At 62.2% G+C, this 16158-nt stretch carries 16 protein-coding genes; 10 read left to right on the top strand and 6 right to left on the bottom strand.

Annotated features, from left to right (window positions below):
- The first annotated feature begins 43 nt into the window (after nt 1-43).
- From infB to N2597_RS20810, 7 genes are all read left to right on the top strand, one after another.
- Nucleotides 44-2785: a translation initiation factor IF-2 gene (infB, locus tag N2597_RS20840; RefSeq protein WP_038686055.1), complete on the top strand. Its 2742-nt coding sequence runs from the start codon at nt 44-46 to the stop codon at nt 2783-2785.
- 160 nt (nt 2786-2945) lie between these two features.
- Entirely contained in the window at nt 2946-3350 is a 405-nt protein-coding gene (rbfA, locus tag N2597_RS20835) for a 30S ribosome-binding factor RbfA (RefSeq protein WP_009993666.1), read from the top strand.
- Between the two features lie 12 nt (nt 3351-3362).
- Complete coding sequence (gene truB / locus N2597_RS20830) at nt 3363-4295, top strand: tRNA pseudouridine(55) synthase TruB (protein ID WP_038686051.1); 933 nt, start codon at nt 3363-3365, stop codon at nt 4293-4295.
- 76 nt (nt 4296-4371) lie between these two features.
- Entirely contained in the window at nt 4372-5223 is an 852-nt protein-coding gene (locus N2597_RS20825; protein WP_077995084.1) for an alpha/beta fold hydrolase, read from the top strand.
- 150 nt (nt 5224-5373) lie between these two features.
- On the top strand, nt 5374-5643 hold the full coding sequence (rpsO, locus tag N2597_RS20820) for a 30S ribosomal protein S15 (protein WP_029531690.1): 270 nt from the start codon (nt 5374-5376) through the stop codon (nt 5641-5643).
- 348 nt (nt 5644-5991) lie between these two features.
- A complete protein-coding gene (gene pnp / locus N2597_RS20815) occupies nt 5992-8130 on the top strand; it encodes a polyribonucleotide nucleotidyltransferase (protein WP_038686047.1) in 2139 nt (712 codons plus the stop codon).
- Nucleotides 8131-8260: 130 nt separating this feature from the next.
- Entirely contained in the window at nt 8261-9277 is a 1017-nt protein-coding gene (locus N2597_RS20810) for a class I SAM-dependent methyltransferase (RefSeq protein ID WP_009993662.1), read from the top strand.
- Between the two features lie 94 nt (nt 9278-9371).
- On the opposite strand, the gene fabI is transcribed toward N2597_RS20810, so the two are convergent.
- Genes fabI through fabA form a run of 3 tightly spaced genes read right to left on the bottom strand, consistent with a single transcriptional unit; the run spans nt 9372 to nt 11975 of the window.
- Entirely contained in the window at nt 9372-10178 is an 807-nt protein-coding gene (fabI, locus tag N2597_RS20805; protein WP_039617187.1) for an enoyl-ACP reductase FabI, read from the bottom strand.
- Nucleotides 10179-10182: 4 nt separating this feature from the next.
- Entirely contained in the window at nt 10183-11415 is a 1233-nt protein-coding gene (gene fabB, locus N2597_RS20800; protein ID WP_077995085.1) for a beta-ketoacyl-ACP synthase I, read from the bottom strand.
- Between the two features lie 44 nt (nt 11416-11459).
- Nucleotides 11460-11975, bottom strand: a complete 516-nt coding sequence (gene fabA / locus N2597_RS20795; RefSeq protein ID WP_038686040.1) for a 3-hydroxyacyl-[acyl-carrier-protein] dehydratase FabA — start codon at nt 11973-11975, stop codon at nt 11460-11462.
- A 300-nt stretch (nt 11976-12275) separates the two neighbouring features.
- On the opposite strand from fabA, the gene irrA reads away from it, so the two are divergent.
- Nucleotides 12276-12695, top strand: a complete 420-nt coding sequence (irrA, locus tag N2597_RS20790; protein ID WP_009988790.1) for an iron response transcriptional regulator IrrA — start codon at nt 12276-12278, stop codon at nt 12693-12695.
- Nucleotides 12696-12817: 122 nt separating this feature from the next.
- Here the strand turns inward: irrA and N2597_RS20785 are convergent, their stop codons facing one another.
- Nucleotides 12818-13453: a trimeric intracellular cation channel family protein gene (locus N2597_RS20785; RefSeq protein WP_038686039.1), complete on the bottom strand. Its 636-nt coding sequence runs from the start codon at nt 13451-13453 to the stop codon at nt 12818-12820.
- A 114-nt stretch (nt 13454-13567) separates the two neighbouring features.
- Here N2597_RS20785 and N2597_RS20780 point away from each other — a divergent pair, with 114 nt between their 5' ends.
- Nucleotides 13568-14041, top strand: coding sequence for a hypothetical protein (locus tag N2597_RS20780; protein WP_038686037.1), 474 nt, complete (start codon nt 13568-13570; stop codon nt 14039-14041).
- Nucleotide 14042: 1 nt separating this feature from the next.
- Here the strand turns inward: N2597_RS20780 and N2597_RS20775 are convergent, their stop codons facing one another.
- On the bottom strand, nt 14043-14831 hold the full coding sequence (locus N2597_RS20775; protein ID WP_077995086.1) for a YdcF family protein: 789 nt from the start codon (nt 14829-14831) through the stop codon (nt 14043-14045).
- Between the two features lie 68 nt (nt 14832-14899).
- Nucleotides 14900-15622, bottom strand: coding sequence for a YoaK family protein (locus N2597_RS20770; RefSeq protein ID WP_077995087.1), 723 nt, complete (start codon nt 15620-15622; stop codon nt 14900-14902).
- A 222-nt stretch (nt 15623-15844) separates the two neighbouring features.
- Between N2597_RS20770 and N2597_RS20765 the strand changes: the two genes are divergently transcribed.
- Nucleotides 15845-16069, top strand: a complete 225-nt coding sequence (locus N2597_RS20765) for a DUF2798 domain-containing protein (protein WP_077995088.1) — start codon at nt 15845-15847, stop codon at nt 16067-16069.
- The last annotated feature ends 89 nt before the right edge of the window (nt 16070-16158 follow it).

Below are 16158 nucleotides of genomic sequence, written 5' to 3'. Positions count from 1 at the left end.
GTCTGATCTCGTCATCGCTCCCTGTCCGAAGGAACGGGAACGAATGACCGATAGTAACGACGACAAGACACTCAGCGTAACGGGCAAGAAGACGCTTACCCTGAAACCATCGGGGATGAGCCAGGGCACCGTTCGCCAGGATATGGGTCGGGGTCGCACCAAAGCGGTCGTGGTCGAGACCCGCAAGCGGCGCCCGATGCGCCCGGAAGACGAAAAGCCGATCACGCCCGCTGCCCCCGCGGCCCCGGTCCGCGCAGCCGAACCGGCGCCGGCGCCCGTTCAGGCGCGTCCGCCGCAGCCGACGCCTGCACCGCGGGTTCATCAGCCGGGCAACAGCCAGACCAATCAGCGTCCGCAGCAGTCCTATCAGCCGCAGCGCTCGAACGATCGTCCGCGCCCTGTCGTGCTGAACCATCTGTCGCCGGAAGAGATGGACGCCCGCCGCCGTGCGCTTGCCGAATCCCAGGCGCGTGACGCACAGGATGCGATCCGCCGCGCCGAGGAAGACAAGCGCCGCGCCGCCGAGGAGATTGTCCGCAAGGCAGCCGAAGCAGAAGAAGCCGCCCGCAAGGCAGCCGAAGAGGCTGCCCGGCAGGCCGAGGCACCCGCTGTCGCTGAACCGGCAGCCGCTGAGGCAGCACCGGCTCCCGTCGCCGCCGAAGCTCGTTCGGACGCTCCGCGGCCTGCTGCTGCACGCCGGCCTGATGCTGCAGCCCCCGCTGCCGCCCGTCCGGCGCCAGGCGCCGCCGCGCCGGCCGGTGCCCGTGGCCGTCGCCCTGAAACGGAAGACGAAGATCGTGGCGCAGCACGCGGCGGTCCCGCCCGTGGCCGCGTCGTTCGCCCCGAACCCGCAAAACCGGTGACGACGCGTCCGAAGACGGATGAAGAGCGCCGCCGCGGCAAGCTGACCATTACCACCGCCGACGCGGACGGCGACGACAACGCCCGCGGCCGTTCGCTTTCGGCAATGCGCCGCCGGCAGGAGAAATTCCGCCGCAGCCAGATGCAGGAAACGCGCGAGAAGATCTCCCGCGAAGTCGTCCTGCCCGAAACCATCACCATTCAGGAACTGTCGCAGCGCATGTCCGAACGCGCCGTCGACGTCATCAAGTACCTGATGAAGGAAGGCCAGATGATGAAGCCGGGCGACGTCATCGACGCCGACCTTGCGGAACTCATCGCCGGCGAATTCGGCCATACTGTCAGACGCGTGTCGGAGTCCGACGTCGAACTCGGCATCTTCAACGTCTCCGACGAGGCCGGCGAACTGGTTTCACGCCCGCCCGTCGTCACCATCATGGGCCATGTCGACCACGGCAAGACCTCGCTGCTTGACGCCATCCGCCATGCCAATGTGGTTTCCGGCGAAGCCGGTGGCATCACCCAGCATATCGGCGCCTATCAGGTGGAGCAGAACGGCCAGAAGATCACCTTCATCGACACGCCAGGCCACGCCGCGTTCACGGCGATGCGTGCCCGCGGCGCGCAGGCTACCGACATCGCAATCCTGGTCGTTGCAGCCGACGACAGCGTGATGCCGCAGACGATCGAATCGATCAATCACGCCAAGGCGGCTGGCGTTCCGATCATCGTTGCGATCAACAAGATCGACAAGCACGAGGCCGATCCGCAGAAGGTCCGCAACCAGCTGCTGCAGCACGAAGTCTTCGTTGAAACCATGGGCGGTGAAGTGCTCGACGTCGAGGTTTCGGCCAAAACAGGCAAGAACCTCGACAAGCTGCTCGAGGCGATCCTGCTGCAGGCCGAAATTCTCGACCTCAAGGCCAATCCCGACCGGACGGCGGAAGGCACCGTTATCGAAGCCCAGCTCGACCGCGGCCGTGGTTCAGTCGCGACTGTGCTCGTCCAGAAGGGCACGCTGCGTCCGGGTCAGATCATCGTCGCCGGCGATGTCTGGGGCCGTGTGCGTGCGCTGGTGACGGACAAGGGCGACCATGTGAAGGAAGCAGGTCCCGCGACTCCGGTCGAGGTCCTCGGTCTTTCCGGCACGCCGCAGGCAGGCGACAAATTCGCTGTCGTCGAAAGCGAGAGCCGCGCCCGCGAAATCTCGGAATACCGTCAGCGTCTTGCCCGCGACAAGGCGGCTGCCCGCCAGTCTAGCCAGCGCGGCTCGCTGGAACAGATGATGATCCAGCGCCAGAGCGCCGGTATCAAGGAGTTCCCGCTTGTCATCAAGGGCGACGTGCAGGGCTCGATCGAAGCGATTGCCGGCGCGCTGGAGAAGCTCGGCACCGATGAAGTCCGCGCCCGCATCGTCCATTCAGGCGCAGGCGGCATCACCGAGTCGGACATCTCGCTCGCCGAAGCTTCGAACGCCGCCATCATCGGCTTCAACGTTCGCGCCAATGCGCAGGCACGCCAGTTCGCCGAACGCCAGGGCCTCGAAATCCGCTACTACAACATTATCTACGATCTCGTGGATGACGTGAAGGCGGCGATGTCGGGCCTGCTGTCGCCGGAACGGCGCGAAACCTTCATCGGCAATGCCGAGATCCTGGAGGTGTTCAACATCACCAAGGTCGGCAAGGTCGCAGGCTGCCGTGTCGTCGAAGGCAAGGTCGAGCGCGGGGCAGGCGTCCGCCTCATCCGCAACGACGTCGTCGTCCACGAAGGCAAGCTCAAGACCCTCAAGCGCTTCAAGGACGAAGTCTCCGAAGTGCCCATGGGCCAGGAGTGCGGCATGGCCTTCGAAAATTACGAGGACATGCGCGTCGGCGACGTCATCGAGTGCTTCCGCGTCGAACACATCACGCGCACGCTCTAACCGCCAGGCGCCTCGCGCAACAACAGCTTTCCAGAAGCCATCCGCCAGCCGGCGGATGGCTTCTGGTATCTGGCGGCCTTGACCTTTGCAGCCAAAAGAGTCATGGACGCTCTCCTTTGACGGGTTCGATTCCCAGCCGCATCGGCAAACAGAGATAACAATGACCAGACCAACATCCTCCGCGCCTTCGCAGCGCATGCTGCGCGTTGGCGAACAGGTCCGCGCCGCGATCACCCAGGTATTGCAGCGCGGCGAAGTGCGCGACGACATCATCGAGGCAACCGTGATCTCAATCTCGGAAGTGCGTATGTCGCCCGACCTCAAGATCGCCACCGCTTATGTGACGCCGCTCGGCGTTTCCGACCACAGCATCGTCATCGAGGCGTTGAACCGCCATGCGAAGTTCATCCGCGGCCGGCTCGGACCGCAGCTCCGGCAGATGAAATACATGCCGGAGGTGCGTTTCCGCGACGATACCAGCTTCGACAATTACAAGAAGATCGACGAGCTCTTGCGTTCGCCCGAGGTGAGCCGCGATCTCGACGGCGACAACGACGAACAATAACAGAAGAGACGCATGTCCAAACCACGCAAACCCAAGGGCCGGCCGATTTCCGGCTGGCTGATCCTCGACAAGCCGGTGGATTTCGGCTCGACGGAAGCCGTTTCCAAGCTCAAATGGCTCTACAAGGCGCAGAAGGCCGGCCATGCCGGCACCCTCGACCCGCTTGCCTCCGGCATGCTGCCGATCGCGCTCGGCGACGCGACCAAGACCGTTCCCTATGTGATGGACGGCCGGAAAATCTATGAGTTCACCGTCAGCTGGGGCGAGGAGCGCGCTACCGACGATCTCGAAGGCGATGTGACCCAGAGCTCGGAAAGACGCCCGACCGAGCAGCAGATCCGCGATATCCTGCCCCGCTATATCGGCACGATCAGCCAGGTGCCGCCGCAGTTTTCCGCCATCAAGATCGCAGGTGAACGCGCCTATGATCTGGCCCGCGACGGGGAAGCCGTCGAGATTCCCTCACGCGAAGTTGAGATATTCCGGCTGACCCTGCTTGCCTGCCCGGATGCGAATACCGCGCATTTCGAAGTAGAATGCGGCAAGGGCACTTATGTCCGGGCGCTTGCACGCGATTTCGGCCGCGAGCTCGGCTGCTACGGCCATATATCGGGCCTGCGGCGCACTTTCGTCGCGCCTTTCCAGGAAGAAGCCATGGTGCCGCTTGCCAATCTCGTGGCGCTCGAAGCGATCGAGGACATGGATGAGCGGCTCGCCGCCCTCGACGCATTGCTGATCGACACATGCGAGGCGCTTTCCGCCCTGCCTCACCTCGTCATCAACGACGACCAGGCGCACCGGCTGAAGATGGGCAATCCGATCCTGGTGCGCGGCCGCGATGCGCCGATTGCCGAAAGCGAAGCTTATGCTACGGCTCGCGGCAGGCTGATCGCGATCGGCGAGATCGGCCAGGGCGAGTTTCGCCCAAAGCGGGTTTTTGCCTGAGTTTACAGCTGACGGTTGCCATGCGGTGGCGATGCGATATCTTCCTTTCCGGCCATAACGGCCCGAGGGGAGAATTATGCGCGCAATCGCAATTGCAATACTGACGTTCTTTTCGATGGTCCTGACCGTCGCCGGCGCGCAATCCGCCGAGCGCTGGGCCGAGCTTCCGGCCTTTCCTGCCATGCCGGCGCCGAAGGTGAGCGGCATGGCCGATGTGAACGACATCAAGATGTATTATGCCGAATATGGTGAAGGCGATCCGATCCTTTTCATCCATGGCGGCCTTGGCAATACCGGCGTCTGGGGTCGCCAGATCGCCGAATTCGCCAGGGATCATCTGGTCATCGTTGCCGACAGCCGCGGTCACGGCCGCTCGACGCGCAGCCAGCAGCCTTTCGGCTACGATCTGATGACATCGGATTATGTCGCCCTGCTCGATTATCTGAAGATCGACAAGGTGACGCTCGTCGGGTGGTCGGACGGCGGCATCATCGGCATCGACATGGCGATGAGATATCCGGAAAGGCTGACGCGGGTCATTGCCCAGGCTGCCAATGTCACCACGGACGGCGTCAAGCCGGACGTCCTGAGCAACAAGACCTTCAACGAATACATCAAAGTCGCCGGCGAGCAATACCGGAAGCTGTCGCCGACACCGAACGAATACGACGCCTTCGTTACGCAGATTTCGCAAATGTGGGCGACGCAGCCGAACTGGACGGCGACGGAGCTTGGCAAGATCACGCTGCCGGTCACGCTTGCCATCGGTGATCATGATGAGGCCGTAAAGCTCGATCATACCGAGATGATGGCGAAAGAAATTCCGGGCGCAAAGCTCGTCATCCTGAAAGACGCCAGCCATTTCGCCATGCTGCAGGATCCTGCAGGCTATAATGCGATGATCCGTGACGCGATGACGGGCCGCTGAAAGCTGCTGCGGGGCTCCCTCTTTCCATCGCTGCTTATTTGGTTTATAGGCAGCGCCAGCATCGGGTACGCCCGATTGCATTCGCGGCCAAAGCTGGACGGCATCCCGGCTTTTGGCGACTTCTTCTCCTCTCATAGAAAGGACCATCCGATGTCGATCACTGCTGAGCGCAAGGCTGCGCTGATCAAGGAATACGCAACCGCCGAAGGCGATACCGGTTCTCCGGAAGTCCAGGTCGCGATCCTGACCGAGCGCATCAACAACCTGACCGAACACTTCAAGGACCACAAGAAGGATAACCATTCCCGCCGTGGCCTGCTGACGATGGTTTCGAGCCGCCGCTCGCTTCTTGATTATCTCAAGAAGAAGGATGAAGGCCGCTATTCCAAGCTGATCTCCAGCCTGGGTATCCGCCGCTAAAATTGTCCGGCGGGCGCTTTCGAGCGTCCGCCGGATCTGTTTCGGACGATGTTCCGATGAAATGTTCCGGCCGCGCCCTATCTCAAGCGGAGGAACGACCGGCAGACCCGGATGGGCCGGTTCTGCCAAACCAACCGCTGACCTGTCATGGGGCAGGATTGCCGGATGCTTTCGGCCAGAGCTTCTCGAAGCTTTGGCCCGGTTTTCCCGGGAACAAGGGTTCCTGAGGAAGCTGAGACGAAAAGCCTCTCGTTGTCTTGCCCGTGATACGTCGCATTGATTGCGGTCGACTGTGCGCTGCGCCCTGATATCGGCGATGGCGCGTGCTCCCGCATTGAAGGACAAGATATGTTTGATACACACACCGTGGAAATCGAGTGGGCCGGCCGCCCGCTGAAGCTTGAAACCGGCAAGATCGCCCGCCAGGCCGATGGCGCGGTTCTCGCCACCTACGGCGAGACCGTCGTTCTCGCCACCGTCGTTTCGGCCAAGGCGCCGAAGCCCGGCCAGGACTTCTTTCCGCTGACCGTCAACTACCAGGAAAAGACCTACGCAGCCGGCAAGATCCCTGGCGGCTATTTCAAGCGCGAAGGACGCCCGAGCGAAAACGAGACCCTCGTTTCCCGCCTGATCGACCGCCCGATCCGCCCGCTCTTCCCGGAAGGCTACAAGAACGACACCCAGGTCGTCGTCACCGTCATCCAGCACGACCTTGAAAACAACCCCGACATCCTGTCGATGGTCGCGACCTCGGCAGCGCTGACGCTCTCCGGCGTTCCCTTCATGGGCCCGGTCGGCGGTGCGCGCGTCGGCTACATCAATGGCGAATATGTTCTTAACCCGCATCTCGACGAGATGGACGAGTCGAGCCTCGACCTCGTCGTCGCCGGCACCTACGACGCCGTGCTGATGGTCGAATCCGAAGCCAAGGAACTGCCCGAGGACGTCATGCTCGGCGCCGTCATGTTCGGCCACAGGGGTTTCCAACCGGTTCTCGATGCGATCATCAAGCTCGCCGAAGTTGCCGCCAAGGAGCCGCGCGACTTCCAGCCGGAGGACTATTCCGCGCTCGAAAGCGAAATGCTCGGCCTGGCGGAAGCCGAATTGCGTGAAGCCTACAAGATCACCCAGAAGGCCGACCGCTACGCCGCCGTCGACGCCGTCAAGGCAAAGGTGAAGGCGCATTTCCTCCCCGAGGAAGGCGAAGCCAAGTACACGGCCGAGGAAGTCGGCGCGATCTTCAAGCACCTGCAGGCCAAGATCGTCCGCTGGAACATCCTCGATACCAAGAGCCGTATCGACGGCCGCGACCTCGAAACCGTTCGTCCGATCGTTTCGGAAGTCGGTCTTCTGCCGCGCACCCACGGTTCGGCGCTGTTCACCCGCGGCGAAACCCAGGCGATCGTCGTTGCCACGCTCGGCACCGGCGAAGACGAACAGTATGTCGACAGCCTGACGGGCATGTACAAGGAGCGCTTCCTGCTCCATTACAACTTCCCGCCTTACTCCGTCGGCGAAACCGGCCGCATGGGCTCCCCGGGCCGCCGCGAAATCGGCCACGGCAAGCTTGCATGGCGCGCCATCCGTCCGATGCTGCCGTCGGCCGAGCAGTTCCCATACACGCTGCGCGTCGTCTCCGAGATCACCGAGTCGAACGGCTCGTCCTCGATGGCAACCGTCTGCGGCACCTCGCTCGCCCTGATGGATGCCGGCGTTCCGCTTGCCAAGCCGGTTGCCGGCATCGCCATGGGCCTGATCCTCGAAGGCGACCGCTTCGCCGTTCTCTCCGACATTCTCGGTGACGAAGACCACCTCGGCGACATGGACTTCAAGGTTGCTGGTACGGCCGACGGCATTACCTCGCTGCAGATGGACATCAAGATCGCCGGCATCACCGAAGAGATCATGAAGGTCGCGCTCGGCCAGGCCCAGGGCGGCCGCAAACACATCCTCGGCGAAATGGCCAAGGCCATTACCGAAAGCCGCGGCCAGCTTGGCGAATTCGCGCCGCGCATCGAAGTCATGAACATTCCGGTCGACAAGATCCGCGAGGTCATCGGCTCTGGCGGCAAGGTCATCCGCGAAATCGTCGAAAAGACCGGTGCGAAGATCAACATCGAGGACGACGGCACCGTCAAGATCGCCTCCTCTTCCGGCAAGGAAATCGAAGCGGCCCGCAAGTGGATCCACTCGATCGTTGCCGAGCCTGAAATCGGCCAGATCTACGAAGGCACGGTTGTCAAGACCGCCGACTTCGGCGCCTTCGTCAACTTCTTCGGCGCCCGCGACGGCCTCGTCCATATCTCGCAGCTCGCTTCCGAGCGCGTTGCCAAGACGCAGGACGTCGTCAAGGAAGGCGACAAGGTCTGGGTCAAGCTGCTCGGCTTCGACGAACGCGGCAAGGTTCGCCTGTCGATGAAGGTCGTCGACCAGGCCACCGGCCAGGAGATCGCGAACGAGAAGAAGAAGGAAGAAGCGGCCGAATAAGCCGCGTCTCCCAGATTGAATTCCGGGCGCGGGAATCTTCCGCGCCCTTTTTGTATCCTGGTTTTGCGCATGTCGTAGTCGCAAAACCGCTGCACAATTTTGCCCGACACGCTTTAACGAGACGAGACCCATGAGCCGCGAGACGCTGAAGACCCTGTTCCATCCCTTTGCCAGCGGCACAGTCGAGGCGCCCGGCGAGGGCGAGCGCGTGCTCTTTCTCGGCGCCGAGGCAGGCTTTCAGCTGCCCGAAGGCTTTGCCGCCTCGCTCAGCGCCGTCCAGGGCTTCCGGCCGCTCTACCGGCAGCTTCTGGCGCAGCGGATCGACGCCAAGCCGGAGATCGACGGCGAGGATTATGACGCCGCACTCGTGCTCTGCACCAAGCACAAGGGCGAGAACGAGGCCAATCTCGCCGCTGCGATCGCCCGCACGCGGACGGGCGGCCTGATCGTCGTTGCCGGGGCCAAGGAAGACGGCATCCAGCCGCTGCGCAAGCGCCTGGAAGGGTTCGGCCTCGCCATCGACCATATGCCGAAATATCACGGCGTCGCCTTCTGGTTCGGCCGGCCGGCCGATGCCGGCGACATCGTTTCCAAGCTGGCGAAAGCGCCGGTGCGCGTCGACGACCGCTTCCATGCGACGGCAGGCATGTTCTCGCATGACCGTGTCGATGCCGGATCTGAGCTGCTCGCCTCGCGCCTGCCGCAGGATTTTACCGGCGACGTTGCCGACTTTGGCGCGGGATGGGGTTATCTCTCTGTCGAGATGGCGCAGAGATCGCGCGGACTGGGGCGCCTTGACCTTTATGAAGCCAATCACGCGGCCCTGGAGGCTGCGCGGGACAATATGGCGGAGAACTGCCCGAACGCGCCTGCGCGCTTCTTCTGGCACGATCTGGCGGGCGAGCCGGTCAAGGACAAATACGACCTCGTCATCATGAACCCGCCCTTCCATGAGGGCCATGCCGCCGAGCCGTCGCTCGGCCAGGCGATGATCAAGACCGCCGCAACCGCCCTTCGCGGCGGCGGCCGACTGCTGCTGGTCGCCAATCGCGGCCTGCCCTACGAGCCGGTTCTGGCGGCGGAATTCAGGGAAAGCGGTGAAACCTGCCGCAATGCCCGCTTCAAGGTGTTGTGGGCGAAGAAATAAGGCTCAGGCCTCGAACCGTTCTTTCATCGATCGCAAGAAAATAGGCCGTGCGCATCATCTGCGCACGGCCTTTGAGCTTCCTATCGGGTGCCGATTACTCGACGTCTGCCCTGCGCAGCGTATCCAGCGTCGGCATCGAGGTGATGTTGAAGCCGGCGTCGACGAAGTGAATTTCGCCGGTGACGCCGGCGGAAAGGTCCGAGAGCAGGTAGAGCGCCGAGCTGCCGACCTGATCGATCGTCACGGTCTTGCGCAGCGGCGCATTGCGCTGGTTCCAGGAGAGGATCGCGCGCGCATCGGAGATGCCGGCGCCTGCAAGCGTGCGGATCGGGCCGGCGGAGATGGCGTTGACGCGGATGCCACGCGGGCCGTAATCGGCGGCGAGATAGCGCACCGAAGCCTCGAGCGCTGCCTTGGCGACGCCCATGACGTTGTAGTTCGGGATGACGCGCGTCGAGCCATTGTAGGTCAAGGTCAGCATCGCGCCGCCGTCTTCCATCAACGGCGCGCAGCGCTTGGCGATCTCGGTGAAGGAGAAGCAGGAAATGACCATGGTGCGGCTGAAATTCTCGCGCGTCGTATCGGCGTAGAGACCCTTCAGCTCGTTCTTGTCGGAAAAGCCGATGGCATGAACGATGAAATCGAGCTTGCCCCAGCGCTGTTCGATCGCATCGACCAGGCTATCGACCGAGGCGATGTCCTCGACGTCGCAGGGCAGCACGAAATCCGAGCCGACTTCGGCGGCAAGCGGCTTGACGCGCTTGCCGAGCGCTTCGCCCTGATAGGTGAAGGCGAGGTCCGCACCCTCAGCGGCGAGAGCCTTCGAAATTCCCCAGGCGATCGAGTGGTTGTTGGCGACGCCCATGACGAGGCCGCGCTTACCCTGCATGATTCCAGTCATATTATTATCCGTTATGGCGCTGGAAGACGAGCGTGGCGTTCGTCCCGCCGAAGCCGAAGGAGTTGGAGAGGGCGATATCGATCTTCGCATCGTCGATACGCTTGCGCACGATCGGCACGCCTTCGAATTCGGGATCGAGCTCGCTGATATGGGCGCTCTCGCCGATGAAGCCTTGCTGCATCATCAGCAGGGAGTAGATCGATTCCTGCACGCCGGCCGCACCCAGCGAATGGCCCGTCAGCGACTTGGTCGACTGGATATGCGGGATCCTGGCGCCGAACACCTCGCGGATGGCGCCGATTTCCTTGCTGTCACCGACCGGCGTCGACGTGCCGTGGGTGTTGATATAGTCGACGTCGCCCTTCACCGTGGCAAGCGCCTGGCGCATGCAGCGGATTGCGCCCTCGCCCGAAGGAGCGACCATGTCGTAACCATCAGAGGTGGCGCCGTAGCCGACGATTTCGGCGTAGATCTTGGCGCCGCGGGCCTTGGCGCGCTCGAGTTCTTCGAGCACCAGCACGCCGGCGCCGCCGGCGATGACGAAGCCGTCGCGGTTGACGTCATAGGCGCGCGAGGCGTTGTCGGGCGTGTCGTTGTACTTGGAGGACATGGCGCCCATAGCGTCGAAGAGATTGGACATCGTCCAATCGAGATCCTCGTGGCCGCCGGCAAACATCACGTCCTGCTTGCCCCACTGGATCATCTCGGCGGCATTGCCGATGCAGTGCGCCGAGGTCGAGCAGGCCGACGAAATCGAATAATTGACGCCGTGAATCTTGAACCAGGTGGCGAGCGTGGCCGACGCGGTCGAAGACATTGCCTTCGGTACGGCGAAGGGGCCGATGCGCTTCGGGCTGTTGTTCTTGACGGTGATGTCGGCCGCTTCGATCAGGGTGCGCGTGGACGGGCCGCCGGAGCCCATGATGATGCCGGCGCGTTCGTTCTGCGCGTAGTCCTTCTCTTCCAGACCGGAATCGGCGATCGCCTGCTTCATGGCGACATGGTTCCAGGCGCCGCCCTGTGACAGGAAGCGCATGGCGCGGCGATCGACCAGCTCGGCAAGTTCCGCCGGGCCGAGCTTCGGGCTGCCCCAGACCTGGCACTTGAAGCCGTGTTCGGCGAAATCGTTGGAAAAGGAAATACCCGACTTTGCCTGGCGCAAGGATTCGGTGACTTCGGCCGCGTCGCTTCCGATCGAGGAAACGATACCCAGACCCGTGACAACTACCCGTCTCATCTGATCAACCTTTGTTGTTTTCGTCAGCCGCTCGAAATGCGGTTTCAGGCGGTCTTGTCTTTCGACAGACCGACGCGAAGATCGGCCGCCTGGTATATGGTCTCGCCGTCCGCCTTCAGCCAGCCGTCCGCCGTGCCGAGCACGAGGCGGCCGCGCATGACGCGCTTGAAGTCGATCCCGTATTCGATCAGCTTCGTCTGCGGCCGCACCATGCCCTTGAATTTCACTTCGCCTGTCGAAAGCGCCATGCCGCGGCCTTCCTCGCCGAGCCAGCCGAGGAAGAAGCCGGTCAGCTGCCACATGCCGTCGAGACCGAGGCAGCCGGGCATGATCGGATTGCCTTCGAAATGGCAGGGAAAATACCAGTCGTCGGGGCGTACGTCGTATTCGGCCCTGAGATAGCCCTTGTCGAAGGCGCCGCCCGTTTCGGAAATTTCCGTGATGCGGTGAACCATCAGCATGGGCGGCAGCGGCAGCTGCGCATTGCCGGGGCCGAACAGCTTGCCATGAGCGCAAGCGATGAGTTCTTCATACGAGAAGCTGGACTGTCTGGTTGTCATAAATTTCTTTTTCCCCCCGCGTGAAGCCGATGGATGTGAACGTGTAGTCCAAGTTCTTCAGAAAATGAAGCACAAGCAAGGCAGCTTCACTCATCGTCCCGGACCAGGCCTACCCCATTATTTGGTGGTCGCATACAGGAAGGCCAGAGCCGCGACCAGACCTATTTGCGTCAAAAGCCCGTTTTTGCCGCCTTTCTCAGGCTCTTGTCCCCATTGAACTATTGAAAGGCTGCAATGCAAAAGTTATACCGCTTGTAGAAACATGATTGCTTTATGCAGGAATAACCGGAGTTGGTCTTGATGACGGGTGCACTCCCGATCGCAATAGAGGTTAGGCTGCGTGGCGCAGGCCTGCGCCCTACCCGCCAGCGTGTCGCGCTCGGCGACCTCCTGTTTGCCAAGGGCGACCGGCATTTGACCGTCGAGGAGCTGCATGAGGAAGCGGTTGCCGCCGGCGTGCCGGTTTCGCTGGCGACCGTCTACAACACGCTGCACCAGTTCACCGAGGCCGGCCTGATCCGCGTTCTCGCCGTGGAGAGCGCCAAGACCTATTTCGACACCAATGTTTCCGACCACCATCATTTCTTCGTCGAAGGCGAAAACGAGGTGCTCGACATTCCCGTCAGCAACCTGACGATAGACAATCTGCCGGAGCCGCCCGAGGGCATGGAGATCGCCCATGTCGACGTGGTGATCCGCCTGCGGGCCAAGCGGGGCTGACGGCGCCTTAGAACAGGATGATTTTAGGTCATTCGACCTAAAATCATCCTGTTCTGGTTTAAATAGCTAGAGCATGATGTCGTCCGAAAACCGCTTACACTTTTCGGCATCATGCTCGGTCTCTACATGACATCGTCGGGATGCCGGCCGGGCTTGTGCTTGTAAATCGGGAAGGTCCAGCCGAACCACAGCGCTCCGCCGCGAACGCCAAAGGCCGCCGCGACGCCGCAGCCCGAGGCGAGATAAAGCGGCATCCCCAGCCCATTGGCGAGCGTGAACACGCCGGCCCCGATAAGAGCCGCAGTCACATAGATTTCCGGCCTGAGCAGCACCGAAGGCTCGTTTGCCATCAAGTCGCGCAGGATGCCGCCGAAGGTTGCCGTCAACGTGCCGGTGACGATGGCGATGGTCGGCGAGCCGGTGGCGGCAAGTCCCTTGGCGGCGCCGAGCACGCAATAGGCGGCCAGACCGATCGCATCCAGCCAGATCAGCAGGCGATAGCGCGATTCCAGGAGGTGAGCGGTGAAGAAAACGATGACGCCCATGATGCAGCAGACGAGAATATAGCCGGGGTTCAGCACCCAGAAGACCGGTACGCGGCCGAGCACGATATCGCGCACCGTGCCGCCGCCGGTTCCCGTCACCATGGCGAAAAACAGAAAGCCGATCAGATCGAGCTGCTTGCGCGAGGCGGCGAGCGCGCCTGTGGCGGCAAACAGCGCAATGCCGGCATAATCGAGATAGACGAGCAAGGACATCAGGACCCCGGAGCCGGCGAACAGTTTCTGGAAAGAACCACGGCGGCAAGGGCGGCGCAAGGCGGGGCGGCCATAAAGCGAGCCGATAGAGCTTTATCCAAAAGAGGAAAGCCCGTGAAAACGCTGGTGCTCGCCGTTCTGAATGTCCTCCTGCTGCTCATCTTGCCGGCTGCGGCCTTCGGCCAGCAATCGCTGATCTCCGACCCGGAGATCTACGAGAAGAAGCATTTCCAGGAGCAGTGCAAGGCGGCCGAATTCGCCGACGGCTTCATCACCCGGCAGGACATCAACAATGACGGGCTGATCGACGCGGTGGTCAACGAAGGCCTGCTCACCTGCGACGGGCAAAAGGGGCCGCAATGCAATGACGACGGCTGCACCTATAATTTCTACCTGCAGGTCGCCGAAGGCGGTTATTTCATGATCGCGACGGCACAGATCTACGGCTACGACTTCGTCCAGCGCTTCGGCAACATGGTGCTGGCGATGAAGATGCATCCGCGGTTCTGCGACCGCACCGAAGGTGATCCCTGCATCGTCACGGCGCGCGTGCGCGGCACGAAATTCGTCACCATCTCGAAGAAGTGACTCAGCGGGGATAGAGCTCCGACGTCCGGCCGGCGAGGTAATAGCCGACCAGGCCGTACCATTCCCGGATCGCCGTCGCCATGTTCTGGGCATTGAGGTTCGGCTGGGTGAAATCCAGGCCCGGCCTCACCTGCCCGTCGGTGCGATAATCGGTCGGCCAGGGCACGATATCGATGCCGAGCTTGCGGAAGATGCCGACGGAACGCGGCATATGGAAGCCCGAGGTGATCAGCAGACAATGGGAAAGCCCCTGGCTTGCCAGGAATTCCTTGGTGTTGACGGCGTTTTCAAAGGTGGTGCGCGATTGCCGCTCCTCAATCAGCCGATCTTTGCCGATGCCGAACAGCGGGAAGAACCGCTCGGATGCCGCCGCATCGCCTTCGTAGATGCCCGAGAGCGAGCCGTCGCCGCCCGAGATCAGAATGCGCGACTGCGGAAATTTCTGCGCAAGCCGCAGGGCTTCGACGAAGCGGTCGGCCGCTGCGTTGAATTCGATGCCGTGGCGCGCCGTGTTCACCTCATTTTCGAAGGCGCCGCCGAGCACGATCATGCATTGCAGGTTCTCCGGATCGCCGGCAGGCTTTGGAAACCGCTGCTCGAGTCCCTGCATCAGCAGGTTGCCGGCCGTGGTATAGAGCGTGACGAAGAGGATGAGGGCGCCACCGGCTGTCGCGAAAAGACTTAAGGCGCGCCAGCGCCGAAGCCCGGCGAGGAGCGCGAAGAAGACAAGAAGGAATGCCAGCGACAGCGGCTGGCCCAAAATCCAGACAAGCTTCGAAATCAGAAACAAGATCTACTCCTCGAGGACGGACGGCGCTCCTTCCTATCCGATTCGATGGTAACAGGAATGCGACGCTTCTATTTGCCGCGCACAGCGGCCCGGTTGTGCGGCGCGATCTTCTGGTTGAAGCGCCGCTGAAGCGGCCGGGGAATGAACATGGCGGCAAGCGCCAGCGCCATGGCAAAGATCGAGACCAGCCACAAGGCATGCGCACCGGTCAGCCGCGTCAGGACGGCGCCGGCGATCGCGCCGAGCACCATGCCGCCCCAGGGCACGATCTGGATCGTCCATTCAATCCGACGATCGCCGATGATCCAGCGGCCGATGCCGCGGCCGAAACGCGACAGCGCGCCGGTGACATAAGTCAGCCCGATCGGCAGGCCCTCGATATGTTCGACGGCGGCATTCACCATGCCCATGGAACAGACGATCATGAAGAAGCGCGCCAGCATCAAACTCTGCCCCGTCGTCATCGAAGCGAGCGCCAGGACAAGGCCGACGCAGCCGAGCACCACGAAAATCCGGCGGTGCGAGACATGGGCGATGACGATGCCGGCCGCGTTGCCGAGCACGAAAACGCCGATGGCGGAGATCAGCACCGCCGCGTGATAAAGATTGCCCTCGCTCAAAGCCAGCGCCGCCCGTGTCGTATTGCCGGTCATAAAGGAGACGAAATCGCCGGTCAGCAGCAGACCGGTCGCATCCGTCATGCCGGCCAGAAACGATATCGAGCCGACGAGCGCAAGTCCGGTCAGGGTGCGTCGTGTACGAATGATACGGCGGCGTCTTGCTCTGGTCATTGGGCGAGGGTCCTGGAGCCGAATCGCTGAATTTCCGGCAACGAGGATAGATCCTCTTTATTGAGGAATTGGCAAAAAGTGGTTGGAACGGCTTGAGCAGCGCGATACGCCATAAAACGGCGTCGCTTCAGACCGAAGCTCCGTAAGCGTTTACGCCAATCAACGCGCAACCCGCCGATCGGCGCTGCGCGTTGTTCTGATCGGTATGTTACGGAGACAAAAATGCCCAAAGGCAAACTCCCCAAACGCTACAATGCCGTCGTCATGCCGCTCACCCTCTCGCTGCTGATGACGTCAGTCGTGTCGGCGATCAGTTTCCTCAAATCACAAGGCCCGACTGCAACTGCGTTTGCCATGTGGCCGTCCGCATGGGCGCTGTCCTGGGCGATCACCTTTCCCGTGCTGCTGGTGGTGAAGCGGCTGACGGCGGTTATCCTCGAGACTTAAGCGAGGCGCCGGTGGGCTGTGGGGGCGGCCTGGCGGTGTTGAGGGCGCGGCTAGAGTCGTTGCTTTGTAAATGCCTCGCGCATATCACG

Origin of the sequence: Rhizobium sophoriradicis, assembly GCF_025200795.1 — a bacterium.
Classification (GTDB): domain Bacteria; phylum Pseudomonadota; class Alphaproteobacteria; order Rhizobiales; family Rhizobiaceae; genus Rhizobium; species Rhizobium sophoriradicis.
The sequence above is the reverse complement of the archived record's forward strand: the minus strand, read 5'-3'. Positions and strand labels throughout refer to the sequence as shown.

Bases quoted from the DNA above. Each gene is read 5' to 3' on its own strand.
- infB (WP_038686055.1), top strand. From the start codon at position 44: ATGACCGATAGTAACGACGACAAGACACTCAGCGTAACGGGCAAGAAG.
- rbfA (WP_009993666.1), top strand. From the start codon at position 2,946: ATGACCAGACCAACATCCTCCGCGCCTTCGCAGCGCATGCTGCGCGTT.
- truB (WP_038686051.1), top strand. From the start codon at position 3,363: ATGTCCAAACCACGCAAACCCAAGGGCCGGCCGATTTCCGGCTGGCTG.
- N2597_RS20825 (WP_077995084.1), top strand. From the start codon at position 4,372: ATGCGCGCAATCGCAATTGCAATACTGACGTTCTTTTCGATGGTCCTG.
- rpsO (WP_029531690.1), top strand. From the start codon at position 5,374: ATGTCGATCACTGCTGAGCGCAAGGCTGCGCTGATCAAGGAATACGCA.
- pnp (WP_038686047.1), top strand. From the start codon at position 5,992: ATGTTTGATACACACACCGTGGAAATCGAGTGGGCCGGCCGCCCGCTG.
- N2597_RS20810 (WP_009993662.1), top strand. From the start codon at position 8,261: ATGAGCCGCGAGACGCTGAAGACCCTGTTCCATCCCTTTGCCAGCGGC.
- fabI (WP_039617187.1), bottom strand. From the start codon at position 10,178: ATGACTGGAATCATGCAGGGTAAGCGCGGCCTCGTCATGGGCGTCGCC.
- fabB (WP_077995085.1), bottom strand. From the start codon at position 11,415: ATGAGACGGGTAGTTGTCACGGGTCTGGGTATCGTTTCCTCGATCGGA.
- fabA (WP_038686040.1), bottom strand. From the start codon at position 11,975: ATGACAACCAGACAGTCCAGCTTCTCGTATGAAGAACTCATCGCTTGC.
- irrA (WP_009988790.1), top strand. From the start codon at position 12,276: ATGACGGGTGCACTCCCGATCGCAATAGAGGTTAGGCTGCGTGGCGCA.
- N2597_RS20785 (WP_038686039.1), bottom strand. From the start codon at position 13,453: ATGTCCTTGCTCGTCTATCTCGATTATGCCGGCATTGCGCTGTTTGCC.
- N2597_RS20770 (WP_077995087.1), bottom strand. From the start codon at position 15,622: ATGACCAGAGCAAGACGCCGCCGTATCATTCGTACACGACGCACCCTG.
- N2597_RS20765 (WP_077995088.1), top strand. From the start codon at position 15,845: ATGCCCAAAGGCAAACTCCCCAAACGCTACAATGCCGTCGTCATGCCG.